The organism is Desulfobotulus mexicanus (assembly GCF_006175995.1).
GTDB classification, from domain to species: domain Bacteria; phylum Desulfobacterota; class Desulfobacteria; order Desulfobacterales; family ASO4-4; genus Desulfobotulus; species Desulfobotulus mexicanus.
The window spans coordinates 137,473-156,286 of sequence record NZ_VDMB01000005.1 but is presented as its reverse complement, the minus strand read 5'-3'; the positions used below and the strand labels follow the sequence as shown (position 1 = coordinate 156,286).

Here is an 18,814-nt window from a genome sequence, read left to right as displayed (position 1 = left end):
CACCTTTAACCATGACAGGACCGCATGCTGATCACAAGCTTTCAAGATGGGGCAATGACCTGTATATTATGAAAAAGTACCTTTTTTACACAGGATTTCCATCACACCCCTTGCCGGAACAGGTTTCCCTGCTCTGGACAAATCGCATCAGGGAATCATATTTCCCCGAGACTGTCAACCCGATTCTCCAGAGCCGGCTCTGGTTTTCACCTTAAGATTTTCAACAATATCAAATTCCTCAGGATGGCAGGCCGGATCTGCCGTCACATATACCTGCATACCCGTTTTCTTTTCCACCATATCCACCAGAGACCTTGAACCCCGGAGCATCTCTTCTGCGGTTTCCGGGTGGCAGACAATGGTGAAGCCCTCTCCCTGGGCATCTTCCGCATGACGCAGCAGCTCTCTGTAAATCTGAAAACATAAGGTCACAGGAGAAGCCACATGGCCCCGGCCATCACAGCAGGGGCAATTGCTGCAAAGAATCCTTGAAAGGGATTTTCTTGTTCTTTTACGGGTCATCTGCACAAGCCCCAGTTCGCTCATGGGCAGGATATTGGTTTTCACCCTGTCCGCCTGAACCGCGTCCCTGAATGCCTGATAAACCCTGTCCTGATTGGCCGGACGGGCCATATCAATAAAATCAATAATGATAATACCACAGAGATTCCTAAGGCGGATCTGATGGGCAATTTCCCGGACAGCTTCAAGGTTGGTGAGGAGAATGGTTTCCTCAAAATTCTCCTTGCCCACATAGCGGCCCGTATTCACATCAATGGCCACAAGGGCTTCGGTCTGCTCTATGACAATGTAGCCGCCGGATTTCAGCCAGACCTTTTTCTTCAGCGCCCGCTGTATTTCAGCTTCTATGTTATATGCATCAAAAATCAATGCTTTGCCACTATAATGAAGCACATCCACTTCCAGATCCGGCATGGTTCTGCCAAGGAACTGACGTACCGCATCACATCCTTCCCTGGAATCAATGACCAGACGGCGGGCATCATCGTGGGTGAGCAGATCCCGGAGGGAGCGGAAGGTTACGGAAAGATCCCTGTGAATACGTGTCGATGCCTTCTGATTTTTGTATCGGGCCTGAATCATCTCCCAGAGACGGTCCAGCACATCCATTTCCCTTGAAACGGAAGGGGATTCAACGCCTTCGGCTGCCGTACGGAAAATATAGCCATGCTCAGGATTTCTGTGGGCTTCCACAAGATCCTTCAACCGCTGTCTTTCCTCATCACAGAGTATTTTCCTTGAGACTCCCACATGGGGAACCGTGGGCATAAGCACAAGGAATCTGCCGGGAAGTGATATCTGGGTGGTGATACGGGCACCCTTGGTGCCAACAGGAGCCTTGATCACCTGTACCATGAGCTCCTGACCTTCCTTCAGAAGGGCTTCTATGCGGTGGCGACTTTCCCGGTTATTCTTTCCCAAAGCGCGGGGAGGACCTTCGGTTTCATCTTCCGGATCCAGCACTTCCAGTCCGCAGGGGTCCGGCATCACGTCATCCACATAGAGAAAGGCAGCCTGCTTCAGCCCTATATCCACAAAAGCGGCCTGCATTCCCGGCAGTACCCGCTGCACCCGTCCTTTGTAGATGCTGCCCGTGATGTTCTCTTCTTCCCCCCGCTCCACAAAAAACTCTGAAAGGACACCATTTTCAAGAAGGGCAACCCGGGTTTCCCCCGGTGCCACATTCACAATCAGTTCTTTTTTCAAAACATCCCTTTCCTGAACCTTAACCGGCATATACCTTGATAATTTCAAGATTGCTTACCGCCTCCGGCGTCATATCAAAAACCGCCGTTAATACCTGTGCAGGCCGAAGGGTTCTCTCTTCCCAGGATCTCAGAGAAAGGGACAGAACCCTCTCCTCTGTGATATCCATATGAACAATAAATTTTTTGATATCCAGAAGTCTGACCTTACCCTTTTTACCGGGTTTTTCCAGAATCCATTCTTCTTTAACTGCAAAAGCTTCAAGTTTCTGAGGATCAAAGGGATCGGTGCTGCGCACTTCATAATACAGGACCGGATCTTCTTTTTCCCCTGGCCTTGCCTCTCTGCATGCAGTTATTTTAAGGCCTTGGGGAAGAAAGGGATTCACCCTGTCTTCAAGACCTTCAGCAGATATTTCAGCTCCGGCCGTCAATGTAAAATTTTCACAAAGGCTGGCCATACCAAGGGGCAGGGTATCACCGAAACGGATCTCAGGCTTTGGATTAAATCCGATGGAGAACTTAAAGGTGACACCGGCCATGCGCAGGGCCTTCAGCAGGATCTGAATCATTTCGAGATGGCCAAAAAACCGGGCAGGCCCTGTTTTTTCAAAATTGACCTTCAGACTTCTGAAATGCTGCGGCATGCGGGGCGGCGCTGCCTTTTCTGTCCTTACTTCAGAAAAAAGCTTTGGTTCAATGGTATCAAAATCGCAGATTCCGCATCCTGCACAGCTCCCCTCCCGGCAATCCGGGGTCAGGGTCATTGCAAAGGCTTTTTCCCACTCCGACTTCAGGAAATCCTTTGTTACACGGATATCCATCACATCCCATGGCAGGGGTTCATCCAGGGAGCGCTGGCGGGAAACAAAAAAGTCCACATCCAGCCCTTCCTCTGCAATGGCTTCATCCCAGAGATGCTGCTTAAAGTAGTCGGACCAGCCATCCAGCACGCAGCCCTTTTCCCAGGCCCGTACCAGAAGGGAAGCCATGCGGCGGTCGCCTCTGGAAAAGAGGGCTTCCAGATGGCTGCTGGCCGGATGCTGCCACTTGAACTGAACACCGGGCATTTTCAAGCGGCTTCTCAGAAAGCGGAATTTTTCCATGGCTTCGTCAAGGGAGATCATCCCTGCCCACTGAAAGGGAGCATGGGGCTTGGGAATGAAGGTGCCCACACTGACGGTTACCTGCCCCCATTTGCCCTGTGGGGTGCGGAAGCGGCGCAGTTTATCCGCAAGATCCACAATGGCCTGCAGGTCTTCATCTGTCTCCGTGGGAAGACCAACCATAAAGTAGAGCTTGATCTGATTCCATCCCAGAGAAACCGCATCCCTTACGGTATTGACGATTTCTTCTTCTGTAATATTCTTATTGATCACATCCCGGAGCCTTTGACTTCCCGCTTCCGGGGCAATGGTGAAACCGGTTTTACGGACCTTTTTTATCTGTTCCATCAATTCCGGGGTCAGGCGTCCGGCCCGGATGGAGGGCAGGCTGATGGCCCGCTGTTCTCCGGCATAGCGGTCCATGAGGTGTTCCATGAGATCCGCAAGGCAGCCGTAATCCCCCGTAGAAAGGGACAAAAGGGACATTTCGTCATAACCCGTAGCAGCCAGTGCCACCTCTGTAATTTGCAGAAGCCTTTCCATGGAGCGTTCACGCACCGGTCTGTACAGCATTCCTGCCTGACAGAAACGGCAGCCCCTTGTGCAGCCCCTTGCTATCTCAAGGCGCAGCCTGTCGTGAACCGGATTGGTAAAGGGCAGAACTGGTCTCAGGGGAACGGGAGCTGCTTCCAGGGAAGCCAGTACGGCTTTTTTCACGGAAGGGGGCTGGCCTTCTTCCGGCTCAAGGCGCTGCAGGCCCTTTTCATCCCATGAGGGGGTGTAAAAGGATGGAACATAAACACCGTCCATCAGGGCCAGTTTTTTGAGAAGCTCCCTGCGGGTACCGCCACCGGTCTTTTTAAATTCCTGCACGCTGCGGCAAAGCTGGAGGAGCTGTTCTTCTCCGTCGCCCATGAGCATGGCATCAAAGAAAGGGGCCATGGGTTCAGGATTGCAGACGCAGGGACCACCGGCAATAATGAGGGGATGGGTTTCATTCCTCTCATGGCTGTAAAAGGGCAGCCCCGCAAGGTTCAGGATTTCCAGCACGCCCGTATAGTTCAGCTCATAGAGCAGGCTGATGCCGAGAATATCCAGATCAGCAATGGGGGTGCGGGTTTCAAGGGTCATCAGGGAAAGATTTGCCTCCCTGAGCAGGGCGGCCATGTCCGGAGCAGGCACATAGATACGCTCTGCTGCAATGCTTTCATCCCTGTTTAAAATATCATAGAGAATCTGCAGGCCGAAGTGGGAGGCTCCGATCTCATACATATCGGGAAAGGCAAGGCCCACGCGGAAATAATTCGCGCCTTCCTTGCGGATGCTGTTGACTTCCGTACCCAGATAACGGCTGGGTTTTTCCACCCTGGAAAGGATGGATTCAAATTGATGGCTGGATAAGGACATGATATTACCGGAGGCAGAGGGTCTTGGAAAATAAGGGTCCGGTGGCAAAAAGGGGGGCGGGAAAAGGCTTGTCTGATGCGTCTCTTCCAAAAATGCACTGACCAGAACACCACAAAAAAACGTTCATATACAAAATAAAAAAGGATAGCAGAAGTCATGATCAAGGGCAAATGGATTCTGTTTTGTTTGTGCTTTCTTCTTCTTCCCTTGCAGATTCACGCCGCACTGCCGGACCGGGAAACCCCCGTTGTTATTGCCGTGCGCAATGTGGCCCCGGCAGTGGTCAATATCAGTGCGGCCTACACGGAAACCCGGCACAGAAGGGGCTTTGGAGACCCTTTTTTTGATGATTTCTTCAGGGATTTTTTTGAGGGCAGTCCGGGGATGCGCCAGCAGCGAACCAGCCTTGGCTCCGGTGTCATTATTGACGGAAAAAGAGGCTATGTACTGACCAACGCCCATGTGGTGGCAAGGGGAGAAACCATTACCGTGACCCTTGAAAACGGCAGCGAGCTTCCTGCCCTGCTTGTGGGAGCGGATACGGAAAGCGACCTTGCCGTTCTCCGCATTGAAAGCGATACTGCCCTGCCCCAGGCCCCTATGGGAGTCAGCCACGATCTCATGATAGGTGAAACGGTGATCGCCATTGGCAATCCCTTTGGATTTTCCCATACCGTCACCACAGGGGTGATCAGCGCCACCAACCGGCATGTGCGAAGCAACCGTCAGGTTTTCAAACGTTTCATACAGACCGATGCCTCCATCAACCCCGGCAACTCCGGAGGCCCCCTGCTTAATATCCGTGGAGAAGTCATTGGTATCAACACGGCCATCCATGCCAAAGCCCAGGGCATAGGCTTTGCCATTCCCATTGACAGGGCACGGCGCATTGCAAAGGACCTCATTGAGCACGGCATGGTCATTCCACTCTGGGCCGGACTAAGGATACAGGAAATGGACAGGAGCCTTGCGGACTATCTGGGCAAGGGAGAGGTGCAGGGGCTTCTGGTTCGGGACATTGAAAAGGACTCTCCTGCTTTGCGGGCCGGGATACGGGTCGGAGATGTTCTGACCGCCATGGACGGCCAGCCTGTGGCGAAAATTACGGACTACAGGGAACATCTGGAAATGCTGCTGCCGGAAACTTCTGTCCGTCTGGACCTGATGAGGAAGGGAAAATCCCTTACCCTTTCCATGAGTCCAATATCCTATCCCATGGAAAGGGCGGCAGCCCTGCCGGAAAAACTCATGGGTATTCAGGTTGTCGAACAGCCGGAAACTCCCAATTCCCTTGTCCTGACAGAGATCAGGAAAAACAGCGCACTGTACCGTGCCGGAGCCCGGCCCGGCGACCGCATCCGAAGTCTGGGCGAAAGGGAAATAACAAGTCTTTCCGACCTCCATGCAGCACTGATACGGCATCGTATGGACAGGGAAGTTTCCCTGCGCATACAGAGGGGAAACCGCATATATACCCTAACCCTGCCGCTGGAATCCTGAAAAAACAGGGGCGGGCACCTCTGCCATGATCAGGCAGGGGAGTTCAGTGAGGCCACACATACGGCCCAGCCCCTGTCCAGCTCGCTTTCCAGAGCAGAAAAACCATTGATTCTCAATGCATCCAGTACCATGGGAACTTTTTCTTCAATGATACCGGAGAGGATGACCCTGCCACCGGGCCGCAGAACCCTGCCAATATCGGGAATTAAAATCACCACCACTTCCGCAAGGATATTGGCCACCACCAGATCAAAGGGGCCTTCGGCCTGTTCCGCAAGATTTCCCACAAAAAGATCCCGTTTTTCCGGCCCGAAACCATTGAGGGAAAGATTGGCCGCAGCCACCTCAATGGCAACAGAATCGTTATCTACTCCCACAAGCCTTCCTGCTCCAAGGGTTCCTGCGGCCATGAGAAGAATGCCGGAGCCGGTGCCCACATCCAGCACCGCATCACCGGGACGGATCATGGCCTCAATTTTTTGTATGCAGAGGGAAGTTGTGGGGTGGGTTCCTGTTCCAAAGGCCATGCCGGGATCAATTTCCAGCACAATGTCATCTCCTTTGGGGTCATAACTGCGCCAGGTGGGTTTCACCACAATGCGTTTACCGATTTTTTCCGGCCAGAAAAAAGCCTTCCAGCTTTCGGCCCAGTCTTCCTCGTCAATTTCAACACTCTGACTGCGGAGGCTGAAGTTAAGGGCAAGGGCCAGCTCAGAGGCTTCTTTCACAATGGCTTCCATGCGCTCTCTGGCTTCCTCGTTTTTGGGAATATAGCCGGTTACCGCGGGAAATTCAGGCTTTGGCAGGGCATCTTCCCCCCAGCCTTCTTCGGGTTCCAGATCCGGCTGGTCAATGCTGACGCCGTTTATGCCATGGTTTGCAAAAACCGCTGCCAGAAGATCTTCCATCATGGCCGGGTTTTCACCTTCAAAAATGATTTTAAGGGCTATCCATTTCATTGATCTACTTTCACAAACGATTATCCTGTCAGCCTTTTTCAGTCAAGGCCGACAGGGAAGCAAAGCAGGCAATGCAGGCCGTTCATATGATCGGACACACCCTGCTGACAGAACGTAATTTCAGGTACGGTTTTCTATTTCCAGAGTATCTTCTCCTTGTGGAGAAGGAAAATTATCATCTATCATTCTTCGTTTAACAAAGGTCACTCCCTGCTCCTTTGCCATGGCATAAACCGCCTTGGGTCCGGTCCATAGTGAAGGCAGCAGTACAAGAGAAACTGGAATTGCGGTGATTACAATAAACTGTTGCAGAGCGCTTATCTGTCCTGCGCCCATAAAAAGAAGAAGTCCTGCCATCAGAGCCATGGCAATACCCCAGAAAGCGCGAACAAATTTATTAGGTTGGTCATGGCCTGCTCCTACAACAGAGATGGCATAGCTCATGGAGTCCCCTGTGGTCGCCACAAAGATTGTAGTCAGCACAAGAATGGCGAGGGCCATAAAGGTGCCTCCGGGAAGTGCCTGTGCCACTGTCAGGGTTGCCACATGAAACTGAAAATTGTTTAAGGCTTCCGTCAAATCAATGACACCGATAAGCTGATAATAAATACCTGATCCGCCCAAGAGGGTAAACCATACTGTTGTGGCAATGGGAGCCATTACAGCCACGGCCACAAACATTTCACGGATGGTTCTGCCACGGGAAATGCGTGCCACAAAAATTGCCATAAGGGGACCATATCCAATGAACCAGGCAAAAAAGAAAACCGTCCACCACTGCATCCACCAGGCTGGAGCCGTTTCCGCAGTCATGGTAGCCATGGCAAAAAAGGAACTGATGTATTCACCAAGTCCCTGAGTGAGGGCATTGGTCAGGAAAAGGGTAGGGCCGAAAATGAAAATTGCAGCAGCAATACCTAATGCAAGGAAAACATTAAATCGGCTAAGTATCTGTATCCCTTTATGTACTCCTGTAATGGCGGAGGTGACATAAATGCAGGCCAGAAAAAACAGAATTCCGATCTGTGTTGAAAAGCCGTCGGGAAGTCCGAAAAGTACATGCAGTCCATAGCTTACCTGTGTTGCAAGGAAGCCTATGGGGCCTACGGTTCCGGCGACAACAGCAATGACACAGCAGGCATCCACGACTCCGCCAAACCAGCCTTTCATAATGCGTTCGCCCATGACAGGATACAAAAGAGTTCTCGGCTGTAAGGGCTGGCCTTTATCATAGTGGGCATGGGCAAGTACTACGGAGCTAAGTGTGCCCAATACGGCCCAGGCGAGAAAGCCCCAGTGCATGAATGATTGTGCCAGTGCACCGGATACAGCCTCAGCCGTACCGGCTGCTGTGTCAAAAGCCGGAGGGCTGACAACGAAATGGTATACAGGCTCACCCGCAGCAAAAAAAACACCTCCGCCCGCCAGAAGTGTTGCCATAATCATGGAGAGCCACTTGAATGTACTGATTTCAGGCGTATCCAAATCACCTATTCGGGCACTGGAGGCCGGTGAAATGGCCAGGCCCATGGCAATAAAAAAAGTAAACAGTAAAAGAAGTTGAAAGTAGGAACCCAGCACCCTTGCTGTCCATGCAAAGCCGCTACCGATTATACCGGCAACACCCTCCATATTTATAAAAGAAGCAATAACAAAAAGAACAATAAAACCAGCACTTAAAACTAGAACAACAGGATCACCCAAGCGACGCTCTTCCGTACCATCCGATTCTGAACAAGACAAAATAAAGCCCTTTATAGTTGTTATTATGAGTAAATGCCCTGCTCCAGACAAAGCAAGGCCAAAATAAAACTTTTTAAATTATCATAATGAAGCTTTGTCTTCTACTAAAAATAGCAAGGAATCATTCTTAAAAAATCCGTTGTATGAAAAATACTTCTCAAGTAAACACAGGTATTCGGCCAGAAGCCGGAAAGCTTCATTTTATAAATAAAGGGGATTTATTGATGTTTTATAAAGAAAATCAAAAAAAATCTGGTGTCACAGGCTTGTGTAATACCATTGCTGAAAATTCCCGTTTCAAAAATTTTATCATAGCCATGATCATTCTCAATGCCATTGTCATCGGCGTTGAAACCTATCCATCCCTCTACCTTTCTTTTCAGAATGGCTTTTATCTCATTGAAAAGATATTCATTATTATCTTCACCATAGAAATCATCATCCGTATTGCAGGCTCGCGGCCCTGCTTGGGATTTTTTAAGGATGGCTGGAATCTCTTTGATTTTTTCATTGTGGCCAGCAGCCTTGCCCTTGCCGGAGGCCATTTTGTGTCTGTGCTGCGTATTCTGCGTATTCTAAGGGTACTGCGCACCATATCCATAATTCCCTCCCTTCAGCGCATGATAGGTGCTCTTCTTGCCACCATTCCGGCCATGGGGAACATTGCCTTTCTGCTGGGACTGCTTTTTTATGTGTTTTCCGTAATGGGAACGATTTTTTTTGGCAGCATCAGCCCTGAATACTTCGGCTCCATGCATGTGACCCTGCTTACCCTTTTTCAGGTGGTCACCCTGGAATCCTGGGCCAGCGGCGTGATGCGACCCCTGCTTGGGGAAAGCCCATGGGCATGGCTTTACTTTGTATCCTTTATTCTCATGGGAACCTTCATTGTCATCAATCTTTTTATCGGGGTAATTGTGAATAACATGCAGGAATCCCAGGCAGAAGCGCAGGAATGCGTCCGGCAGCTGGAAGCGGACGCCCTGAAAAAAGAACTTGCAGAAGTAAAGGAGCTGCTTATGGAACTGAACAGAAAAGTTTCTTCTGATTCCGGAAAGTAAGCATCCAGAGTACTATTTGTGCTGCAAATAGCACATACGGGTCTCTGTTAACGAAAAAGCCTTTACGGGTACCCGCAAAAGCAAAACCCTTCCTGCAATTTTTTTTTGATCCGGAGTATGTCTTTCCTGATAATCAGAAATCAAAAAGGTTCCGATGCATAATAAGCCAGCACCGGAACCTTAAGATTTTTTCTAAGTGAGTAAGTGCAAATTAATCTACGATAAGATGCCGCAGGGTACTGTTCAAAGCTATTACAGAAGCACCTAAAAACAGCCCGGCTGCCCTATACAGGAATCAGACATGCTGACCTCTTACTTTTCCGTAACATAGGTTCCGGGAGCGGCTCCCAGATCCCTTCCCTTGGCAGGCGGCCAGGGAAGTTTATTGGTTTCCGGCTGACTGCGTTCCTTCATCCATGCAGCCCAGTCAGGCCACCAGCTGCCTTCGTGCATGTGGGCCGTTGCCAGCCAGTGCTCCGGACCGTGACCGAGAAGACCATCGGTGTGGTAATGCCCCTTGGAACCGGGCGGAACAATAATTCCTGCGATATGACCACTGGATGCAAGCACAAATTTAATGGGTGAACTTACAAAGTGGGGAATTCTGTACACGGATTTCCAGGGTGCGATGTGGTCCTTCAGGGTTCCCACGGAGTAGAGATCCATGTCTATATTTCTCAGGTCAATGCTCCGGCCGTCATCCATGCGGAATTTGCCTTCCGTGAGCTGATCTTCCAGATAAAGCCTCTCAAGGATATCAATATGAAGGCGCATGGGCATGCGGGTGCCGTCATCGTTCCAGAACAGAAAATCCAGATTAAAGGGATCTTTGCCAAGGAAAAATTCATCAATGAGGAAATTCCAGTAAAGATCTCTGGGCCTCAGCAGGCTATAGGTCTGCATCATGTTGGATTTGGCAAGGTAACCTTTCTCTTCCATGAGGTCCTTGAGGAAGGTTATCTGGCTTTCATCTATGAAGCTTCTAAGATCCCCTGCATCGCTGAAATCCAGCTGGGAGGCAAAGCAGGAGAGGGTTTTTACTGAGGTATCTTCCTGGCTCCTCAGGAAGGCTGCCGCAATGGAGCAGAGAATGGCACCCATGCAGTAGCCCGTCAGGTGTACCCCGTCGCTGCCCGTAATCTGACGGATTTCCGCAATGGCTTCCACGAGTCCGTTTTTAACATAGGTGTCAATGCCATCATCCCTGAAACTGCCGTCCACGTTTTTCCAGCTGATGATAAAGACGGTAAAGCCCTGCTCCGTGAGATAACGCACCATACTGTTGTGGGGGCTTAAGTCCAGAATATAATACTTGTTGATCCAGGCAGGAACCAGAAGAATGGGAGTTCCGCAGACCTTGTCCGTTACCGGTGCATACTGAATCAGTTCAATTAAACGATTACGGAAAACCACCTTTCCCGGTGTGGTAGCAAGGGTTTTGCCCACCTCGTGATAATCATCCCGGCTATGGCGGACCACCAGCTCTCCCCCGTGGGTGGTCAGGGTATCAATGAGATTCTGCATGCCCTTGACAATATTCTGCCCTCCCTGCTCCAAAGTGGTACGGATAACTTCCGGGTTGGTGACGGGAAAGTTCAGGGGATTCATCATGGCGGTGATCTGATGGGTCAGAAACTGTATCAACAGGTTTGAATGTTCGGATACGCCCCTGATATCCTTAAAACGGCTTTCCATATGTTTTTCAAAACGTATAAAAAGATCTTTATACATGGAAAAGGGCCAGTCATTCCACTGGGGATCCCGAAAACGACGATCTAAGACAGGTGGAGACATTCCTGATTTTATAGCAAAAAGATCCGTAAAAAATTCCATTCTTTCCAGCATCATGCGAAACTGGGTGCCAGGACTCCATGCCAGGTGGACTATGGCGTCAAAATAGGCCCGGCTGAAAGCCGGAACATCCATGGGACCTGTAAATCGGACCATATCTTTACGGAAATTTCTGTCTATGATATGGGCAGCCTCCAGTATAGAATTTTCTTCAGCACTTTCATTTTCCTGTACGACAGGAATTTCCTTGGCAGGTTCCGTTTTTCGGATAATGGGTTTTTTCTGGGCTTTCATACATCCTCCTTGCTGAGGTAACAAAGGTGGGCGGGCTTTATCAGGATGGAACTGCATAGAAATGTTACTGCTTATAGCATGATTTATGGGTGGGTAGCAATGCAAGGTTTGTGCATTGCACTGATAGGACAGATAAGCCTGTTTTTTTAAGGGAAGACTTTCTCCGGACTTTCTGTTAGAATTTAGTTTATTCTTTTATGGAAGTGATCCGGTTCATTTCTGATGCGGTAACAGCATGCCTACTCCGTTCCCTTATTTAAAATCTGTTTATTCAGGGAATCTTTACAGCGTTATGTGAAAACCCCATCCTTTTTGTTCCATACCCGCCATTTAATCAGGGGGTGCCATGTTTTCCTGCCTTGATGCCATTTCCAGAACCCTGCTTCTGCCCCTTTATTTCCGGGCGGAAGAATGTGATGCCCCATCTCCCATTGTCCATGATCCCATGGCAAAAGAACTTATTAAAAAAATACCCTATGATTTTAACATACTGAAAAAGCATACCCTAATGAAAACGGCAACGCTGATGCGTGTGGCTACCGTGGACGGGATGGTGGAACGTTTTCTGGCAACCCACCCCGATGCCGTTGTTGTCAATGTAGGAGCAGGCCTTGATACCCGTTTCTTCCGCATGGACACAGGCCGTATGGACTGGTATGAACTGGATCTGCCGGAAGTGATGAAAATCCGGCGCTTATTTATTGGGGAAGACGAGAGATATCATATGGTGGAGGCCTCCCTTAAAGATCCGGACTGGCATAAGAACATCCCTTGCGAAAACCGCCCCCTCCTGATCATTGCCGAAGGTGTCCTCATGTACCTTGAAGAACCGTGTATCCGGAATTTCATACAGAACATTATGGAGAATTTTTCTTCTTCCTTTTTAATTTTCGATGCCGTAAGTCCTTATCAGATGATGATGAGCGCCTTTAACCCCACCCTGATGCTTACTGGGGCCCGTTTTCGGTGGGGAATGAACACTCCGGAAGAACTGGAAAGCTGGCGGAATGATATTCGCATGTGCGAAAGCCACTATTATCTTGGAGAAATGATGCCCCAGATGGGCTGGCTGAATTTTTTTACCCTTTATCCTTCCGTACGCTTTGGCTTCTCCGCCCAAAGCTATATGCTGGGGCAACCCTTCAGGACAGAACCGGATGGTGAAGACAATGAAAAAAAACCTTAGGCGGGAAAATTTTCAGGTGGAGTTTTTATGCTGACAGAAAATGAGAAAAAGGTCATCTCTGCCATTCAGGGAGATATTCCCCTGGAAGCGAATCCCTATGAAATTCTGGCCGAAGGCCTTGGCATGGAAGAAGAAACTTTTCTTGGACTTTTGAAAAGTCTGGATGAAAAAAAGCTGATACGCCGCTATGGTGCTACCCTGCGTCATCAGAAATCCGGTTTTTCTGCAAATGCCATGGTGGCATGGAAAGCTCCTGAAGAAAAGATTCAGGAAATAGGTGAAACCATGGCCACTTTTGAGGCGGTTTCCCACTGTTACCGCCGGGATCCCAAGCCCGGCTGGCCCTACAATCTCTACACCATGGTCCATGCCAGAAGTCAGGATTCCTGTAGGGATATTGTAAAACAAATGGCTGAAAAAGCAGGTATAGGGGATTATTCCATGCTTTTCAGTATACGGGAACTGAAAAAGACTTCCATGCGCTACTTTGAAACAGAATAATTTAAAGCCCCGGAGAACTGATTTTCTCTGCTCTCCGGGGCTTTAAATATGTTTTAACTGTTTTCTGGACTGACTGTTGTCAGCTCATTTCCGCATGGAATTCCTGCAGACTCTGTACAGCTTCCTTACCTTTTCTCCGCGCTGCAATACCTTTTGCCGCAGCAATGGCTGCCGCAGGGGTAGTGATATAGGGTACGCCAAAACGTATGGCAGCCTTACGGATATAGGAATCATCCGTAATACTGTGCTTGCCCGAAGGCGTGTTCAGAAGCAGGTTTACCTCATTGTTTTTGACCGCATCTCCGATATTGGGTCGGCCCTCCCTGAGCTTTTTCACATTTTCAGCAGGCACACCATTTTTTTCCAGGAAAGTATGGGTACCGCCCGTGGCAAGGATTCTGAAACCCATTTCATGGAAAAGCCTTGCCGCCACCAGAGCTTCTTCCTTATCCGGATCTGCCACAGTAATCAGAACAGTTCCTTCCAGAGGTAAAAGGGAACCCGTTGCTTCGGCAGCTTTGAAAAAAGCAAGCCCTGGAGAATGGGCCATCCCCAGAACTTCTCCGGTGGAGCGCATTTCCGGTCCCAGCACAGGATCCACCTCAGGAAACATCGGGAAGGGGAAAACCGCTTCCTTCACACCAAAATGAGAGAACTGTGGCCGCTTCAATCCAAGATCCACAAGTTTTTCCCCCAGCATGATGCGCACGGCCATACGGGCCATGGGAATGGCACAGACCTTGGAAACCAGAGGAACGGTGCGGCTGGCTCTGGGATTGGCTTCCAGAATGTACACCTTATCATCTGAAATGGCGTACTGTATGTTCATCAGGCCTTTAACACCCATTTCCACAGCAATTTTGCGGGTATATTCCTCTATGGTTTCAACATGCCGGGGCAAAATGGTGACGGGTGGAATCACGCAGGCTGAATCCCCGGAATGTACCCCTGCCATTTCAATATGTTCCATAACCGCAGGCACAAAGGCATCCTGTCCGTCACAGATGGCATCGGCTTCTGCTTCCGTGGCATTCTGGAGAAAACAGTCGATGAGAATGGGACGGTCCGGCGTAACAATTACTGCCCTTGAAAGGTAGTTTTTCAGACTTTCTTCATCATGCACAACCTCCATGGCCCTGCCACCCAGCACATACGAAGGCCGTACCATAAGGGGATAACCTATGCGGGAAGCAATGGCTATGGCTTCTTCTTCCGTGGCCGCCATACCGGATTCGGGCTGGGGAATGCCAAGGCGTTCCATCATCGCATTGAACAGAGCCCTGTCTTCGGCCATATCTATGGTTGCAGGACTGGTGCCCATGATGGGAACACCTGCAGCCTCAAGCTCCTTTGCGATGTTCAGGGGCGTCTGGCCGCCAAACTGCACCACAACCCCTTCACATTTTTCCTTCTCATATATGGCCAGAACATCTTCCACGGTCAGAGGTTCAAAATAGAGCTTATCCGAGGTGTCATAATCCGTGGAAACGGTTTCAGGATTGCAGTTCACCATAATGGTTTCATAACCAGAATCCTTCAGGGCAAAGGCTGTGTGTACACAGCAGTAGTCAAACTCTATGCCCTGACCAATGCGATTGGGACCACCGCCCAGAACCATTACTTTTTTCCCCGATGAAACAGCCACATCATCTCCGCCATGCCAGGTGGAATAATAATAGGCCGCATTTTCAACTCCACTGACGGGGACGGGCTCCCATCCGGGTTTAAGGTTCATGGATTTTCTTTTTTCACGAATACTCTCTTCACTGATGGAGAGCAGCTTTGCCAGATAGCGGTCTGCAAAACCGTCTTTTTTAGCCTGAATAAGCAGGGCATCCGGAAGCATACCGCCTTTGTGTTTTAAAATTTCTTCCTCAAAATCCACAAGCTCCTTCATCTGCTCAAGGAACCAGGTCTTTACACGGGTAACCCCGTGCAGACTTTCAATATCCGCACCTTTTCTCAAGGCTTCGTAAAGGATAAAGTGCCTTTCGCTGGAAGGCTCCGTCAGAAGACCCATGAGATCCTCAAGGCTTTTTTCATGGAAATCTTTAGCAAAACCAAGGCCGTAGCGTCCTATTTCCAGAGAGCGTATGGCTTTCTGCATAGCTTCTTTATAATTTCTGCCTATGCTCATAACCTCGCCCACGGCCCGCATCTGGGTGCCGAGGCGGTCATTGACACCCTCAAATTTTTCAAAGGCCCATCTGGCGAACTTGACCACCACATAATCCCCTGAGGGAGTGTAACGATCCAGGGTGCCGTCGCGCCAGTAGGGCATTTCACTTAAGGTAAGTCCTGCAGCCAGCCTTGCGGACACAAGGGCAATGGGGAAACCCGTGGCCTTGGATGCAAGGGCGGATGATCGGGAAGTTCTGGGGTTTATTTCAATAACCACAACCCTGCCTGAAGCAGGATCATGGGCAAACTGCACATTGGTTCCGCCTATAACCTCAATGGCATCCACAATGCGGTAGGCATAATCCTGCAGCCTTTCCTGAAGCTCTTTTGAAATGGTGAGCATGGGGGCAGTACAGAAGGAATCTCCCGTATGAACACCCATGGGATCCACGTTTTCAATGAAGCAGATGGTAATCTTGTGGCCTGTACAGTCCCTCACCACTTCCAGTTCCAGCTCTTCCCAGCCCCGCACGGATTCTTCAATGAGCACCTGCCGTACAGGGCTGGCCGCCAGCCCCCTGGCAACGATATCTTCAAATTCTTCCATATTATAGGCAAAGCCGCCGCCCGTCCCACCCATGGTATAGGCAGGCCGTACCACCACAGGAAGGCCCATCTCTTCCACGGCCACCATGGCTTCTTCCATGGTGGTGACAATTTCACTGCGGGCCGTTTCTATGCCGATCTCTGCCATGGTTTTTTTGAAGGTATCCCTGTCTTCCCCGCGCTTGATGGCATCAAGGTTAACGCCTATGACCTTCACTCCGAATTCTTCCAGAATACCGGCTTCCGCCAAAGCCGAAGAGAGATTGAGTGCCGTCTGACCTCCAAGGTTGGGCAGAAGGGCATCCGGCCTTTCCTTTTTAATGATCTCCCTTAAGCTTTCCACATTAAGGGGTTCAATGTAGGTGGCATCCGCCATGCCGGGGTCTGTCATGATGGTGGCGGGGTTGGAATTGACCAGAACAATGCTGTAACCAAGGGCCCGCAGGGCCTTGCATGCCTGGGTGCCGGAATAGTCAAACTCACAGGCCTGGCCGATGATGATGGGGCCGGATCCGATGATGAGCACCTTATGAATATCGTGCCTCTTGGGCATAGCCATGCTCCTTGTTAAAAGGGGAAAAATAAAAAAACTCATTTTTTTCGGCCGCAATATGGCAGACTTTAAAAAAATCCGCAAATGCTTCCCTTGTCCGATTTTTAAAAAACCTCCAAAAAAGGCAGCAAAACGCCGGAGCCCTTTAAAAGGGGTACCGGCGCTTTGTTTACTCACAGATCTCAGGAATTAAAAATCAGTCCTGATCCCGCATCTTATACTGACCTTTCAGGCTGTATACCTGCTCCGTCCAGATCTTGTTGAAACGCTCCGGATTGGCAGCAGGTGCCTTGATCATGGCAAGGGCCATTTCCCTCTGCTTGTCCGTATTGGAAGGCTTGGTGAAAAGGGTGGTGGCATGCCTGCTGAAATCCCTGATCATAAAATCAAAGATTTCCTCAATCAGGTCGTCATCCAGCTCCGGCCAGAATTCACGAGCTTCAAGGATGAGCTGGCCATAGGGAACAAGACAGAAAATCTCTCCCAGAACCAGCAGATAATCAATGTCTCTGGCCTGGCCTTTATCCGGTGTGGCTTCCACAAGGAATTTTTTAAAGCTTTCAATCTGCTCTTTGAAAACATTCACATTGGGCAGATCCACACCTTTGTAAGCCAGATTGTAATCATGGAACTGTACCTTGCTCAGCCCTGCCGTGGGGCCCTGATCAAAGAGGAAATCATCATTGCTCACATCATCGCGCTTGGGTATTACAGGGAATTCCGCAGGATTGAAAAGGAAGTTGTTCATGAACTTGACAATCAGTGCCATGTTGACATGAACCGTACCTTCAAGCTTGGGCAGCATGCGGATTTCGTGGGCCGCAATCTCAAAGAAGGGTTCCGCCTCAAAGCCCTTGGCCGCAATGATATCCCAGAGCATGTTAATCACCTCTTCACCCTGGGTGGTAACCTTCATTTTAACCATGGGATTATAGAGGAGGTAGCGGCGGTCATCTGCCTTGGCAGAACGCATATAGTCGATGGCACGCTCGGAGAAGACCTTCATGGCCACAAGGCGGGTATAGGAATCCGTAAAAAGCCGCTTTACATGGGGAAAATCCGTCACGTACTTGCCATAAACATTGCGGTTGGCCGCATGATCGATGGCCTCATAGAAGGAATGGGTGGCCATGCCGATGGCGCCCCAGCCGAGATTGAATTTGCACACGTTGATGGTATTGAGCATGTTGTCCCATGCCTTGGGACCCCGCTCCATGATGTCCGCATCGGTAATGGGATAATCATGGAGAACATATTCAGCCACATAGTTCTGCTCATTTACCGTATTTTTTACACACTCATACTGGGGATGTTTGGAATTGGCGGCAAAAAATACATAATCATCGCTGTCTGCAACTTTGCCGAAGGTGGAGGCAATGGCGCACTCATTTCCGTTACCAATGTAGTATTTATCACCATTTGCCTTGTAGGTGCCATCTTCCTGGGGATAAAGCATCATGTCGGAAGAATATATATCCGCCCCATGCTCTTTTTCCGAAAGACCAAAGGCGAACACTTCACCATCCTGAAGAAGTTTAGCTGTCTTGTGTTTGATTTCTTCATTGGAACCCATCCAGATGGGACCAAGGCCCAGCATGGACACCTGATAGGTGTACCAGTAAGTAATGCCATAGAAAGCTGATATTTCAGCAAATACTGAGTTTCTGTAGGTGTCCCAGCGTGAATCTTCGGCACCGTAACCCGCAGGGGTCATAAGGGTGGCCATGACCTGATTTTCCTTCATGAATTTAACAAATTCATAATTCCAGGTTTTGTCATGCCAGTCTTTCTTGATACTTTTCAAACCCTTGGTTTCAAAATAATCAATAACGGCCTGCATCATTTTCTGGGTTTTTTCATCGGCATGCTTGCGGTTGTGCAGCTTGGGATTGAATAGGATCATCTGCCTTGCTCCCTTGGAAATGAGGTGTGTGAATCAAAACCCCGGATAAGCCATTTGCAATGGACCCCTTCAGGCCCGTTCTGCTGCGGGGCTGCAGCATGGTCAACCCGGAATTTCGTAAAGATTCAGCCTGTGGAATGGATGGGCTGAAAGGATTTTCCGCCCATAATACATCTGTTACACATGCCGAATCGGATCAGATACCCGAAAGTAAAACACTCTGGCCCGGAAATGCTTGCGCACGAACTATGTCCCTCAGGAAAGGGTCCGGAACAAAGTCTTTTTTTCTATCCTATCAAAAAATAGCTTGTGTGCAAGGGATAAAAGAAAAAAATATTCTGACTATCTACAAAACA

11 protein-coding genes are annotated in these 18,814 nt (G+C 49.6%); 4 read left to right on the top strand and 7 right to left on the bottom strand.

Annotated features, from left to right (window positions below):
- Positions 1 to 174: 174 nt before the first annotated feature.
- Both FIM25_RS05995 and FIM25_RS05990 read right to left on the bottom strand, forming a co-directional pair.
- Entirely contained in the window at positions 175 to 1,728 is a 1,554-nt protein-coding gene (locus FIM25_RS05995; RefSeq protein ID WP_139447441.1) for an Rne/Rng family ribonuclease, read from the bottom strand.
- Between the two features lie 19 nt (positions 1,729 to 1,747).
- Entirely contained in the window at positions 1,748 to 4,240 is a 2,493-nt protein-coding gene (locus tag FIM25_RS05990; protein WP_139447305.1) for a TIGR03960 family B12-binding radical SAM protein, read from the bottom strand.
- Positions 4,241 to 4,396: 156 nt separating this feature from the next.
- Between FIM25_RS05990 and FIM25_RS05985 the strand changes: the two genes are divergently transcribed.
- Positions 4,397 to 5,740 carry a trypsin-like peptidase domain-containing protein gene (locus tag FIM25_RS05985; protein ID WP_139447303.1) on the top strand — a complete coding sequence of 448 codons (1,344 nt, stop codon included), beginning with the start codon at positions 4,397 to 4,399 and terminating at the stop codon, positions 5,738 to 5,740.
- A 29-nt stretch (positions 5,741 to 5,769) separates the two neighbouring features.
- Here FIM25_RS05985 and prmA read toward each other — a convergent pair whose 3' ends face one another.
- Positions 5,770 to 6,699, bottom strand: coding sequence for a 50S ribosomal protein L11 methyltransferase (prmA, locus tag FIM25_RS05980; RefSeq protein WP_139447301.1), 930 nt, complete (start codon positions 6,697 to 6,699; stop codon positions 5,770 to 5,772).
- 120 nt (positions 6,700 to 6,819) lie between these two features.
- Positions 6,820 to 8,442: a BCCT family transporter gene (locus tag FIM25_RS05975; RefSeq protein WP_218961307.1), complete on the bottom strand. Its 1,623-nt coding sequence runs from the start codon at positions 8,440 to 8,442 to the stop codon at positions 6,820 to 6,822.
- Between the two features lie 224 nt (positions 8,443 to 8,666).
- Between FIM25_RS05975 and FIM25_RS05970 the strand changes: the two genes are divergently transcribed.
- Positions 8,667 to 9,503: an ion transporter gene (locus tag FIM25_RS05970; protein ID WP_139447299.1), complete on the top strand. Its 837-nt coding sequence runs from the start codon at positions 8,667 to 8,669 to the stop codon at positions 9,501 to 9,503.
- A 312-nt stretch (positions 9,504 to 9,815) separates the two neighbouring features.
- Here the strand turns inward: FIM25_RS05970 and FIM25_RS05965 are convergent, their stop codons facing one another.
- Positions 9,816 to 11,588, bottom strand: a complete 1,773-nt coding sequence (locus FIM25_RS05965) for a PHA/PHB synthase family protein (protein WP_179953193.1) — start codon at positions 11,586 to 11,588, stop codon at positions 9,816 to 9,818.
- 346 nt (positions 11,589 to 11,934) lie between these two features.
- On the opposite strand from FIM25_RS05965, the gene FIM25_RS05960 reads away from it, so the two are divergent.
- Positions 11,935 to 12,774 (top strand): class I SAM-dependent methyltransferase, encoded by an 840-nt coding sequence (locus FIM25_RS05960; protein ID WP_139447295.1) that lies wholly within the window; start codon positions 11,935 to 11,937, stop codon positions 12,772 to 12,774.
- 27 nt (positions 12,775 to 12,801) lie between these two features.
- On the top strand, positions 12,802 to 13,275 hold the full coding sequence (ahbB, locus tag FIM25_RS05955) for a siroheme decarboxylase subunit beta (RefSeq protein ID WP_139447293.1): 474 nt from the start codon (positions 12,802 to 12,804) through the stop codon (positions 13,273 to 13,275).
- Between the two features lie 79 nt (positions 13,276 to 13,354).
- Here the strand turns inward: ahbB and carB are convergent, their stop codons facing one another.
- Both carB and FIM25_RS05945 read right to left on the bottom strand, forming a co-directional pair.
- Positions 13,355 to 16,555, bottom strand: a complete 3,201-nt coding sequence (carB, locus tag FIM25_RS05950; protein WP_139447291.1) for a carbamoyl-phosphate synthase large subunit — start codon at positions 16,553 to 16,555, stop codon at positions 13,355 to 13,357.
- 196 nt (positions 16,556 to 16,751) lie between these two features.
- Positions 16,752 to 18,458 (bottom strand): acyl-CoA dehydrogenase family protein, encoded by a 1,707-nt coding sequence (locus FIM25_RS05945; protein WP_139447289.1) that lies wholly within the window; start codon positions 18,456 to 18,458, stop codon positions 16,752 to 16,754.
- Between the last annotated feature and the right edge of the window lie 356 nt (positions 18,459 to 18,814).

Excerpts from the sequence above, each read along its gene's own strand:
- FIM25_RS05970 (WP_139447299.1), top strand. The coding sequence starts at position 8,667 with ATGTTTTATAAAGAAAATCAAAAAAAATCTGGTGTCACAGGCTTGTGT.
- prmA (WP_139447301.1), bottom strand. The coding sequence starts at position 6,699 with ATGAAATGGATAGCCCTTAAAATCATTTTTGAAGGTGAAAACCCGGCC.
- FIM25_RS05985 (WP_139447303.1), top strand. The coding sequence starts at position 4,397 with ATGATCAAGGGCAAATGGATTCTGTTTTGTTTGTGCTTTCTTCTTCTT.
- ahbB (WP_139447293.1), top strand. The coding sequence starts at position 12,802 with ATGCTGACAGAAAATGAGAAAAAGGTCATCTCTGCCATTCAGGGAGAT.
- carB (WP_139447291.1), bottom strand. The coding sequence starts at position 16,555 with ATGCCCAAGAGGCACGATATTCATAAGGTGCTCATCATCGGATCCGGC.
- FIM25_RS05990 (WP_139447305.1), bottom strand. The coding sequence starts at position 4,240 with ATGTCCTTATCCAGCCATCAATTTGAATCCATCCTTTCCAGGGTGGAA.
- FIM25_RS05960 (WP_139447295.1), top strand. The coding sequence starts at position 11,935 with ATGTTTTCCTGCCTTGATGCCATTTCCAGAACCCTGCTTCTGCCCCTT.
- FIM25_RS05965 (WP_179953193.1), bottom strand. The coding sequence starts at position 11,588 with ATGAAAGCCCAGAAAAAACCCATTATCCGAAAAACGGAACCTGCCAAG.
- FIM25_RS05945 (WP_139447289.1), bottom strand. The coding sequence starts at position 18,458 with ATGATCCTATTCAATCCCAAGCTGCACAACCGCAAGCATGCCGATGAA.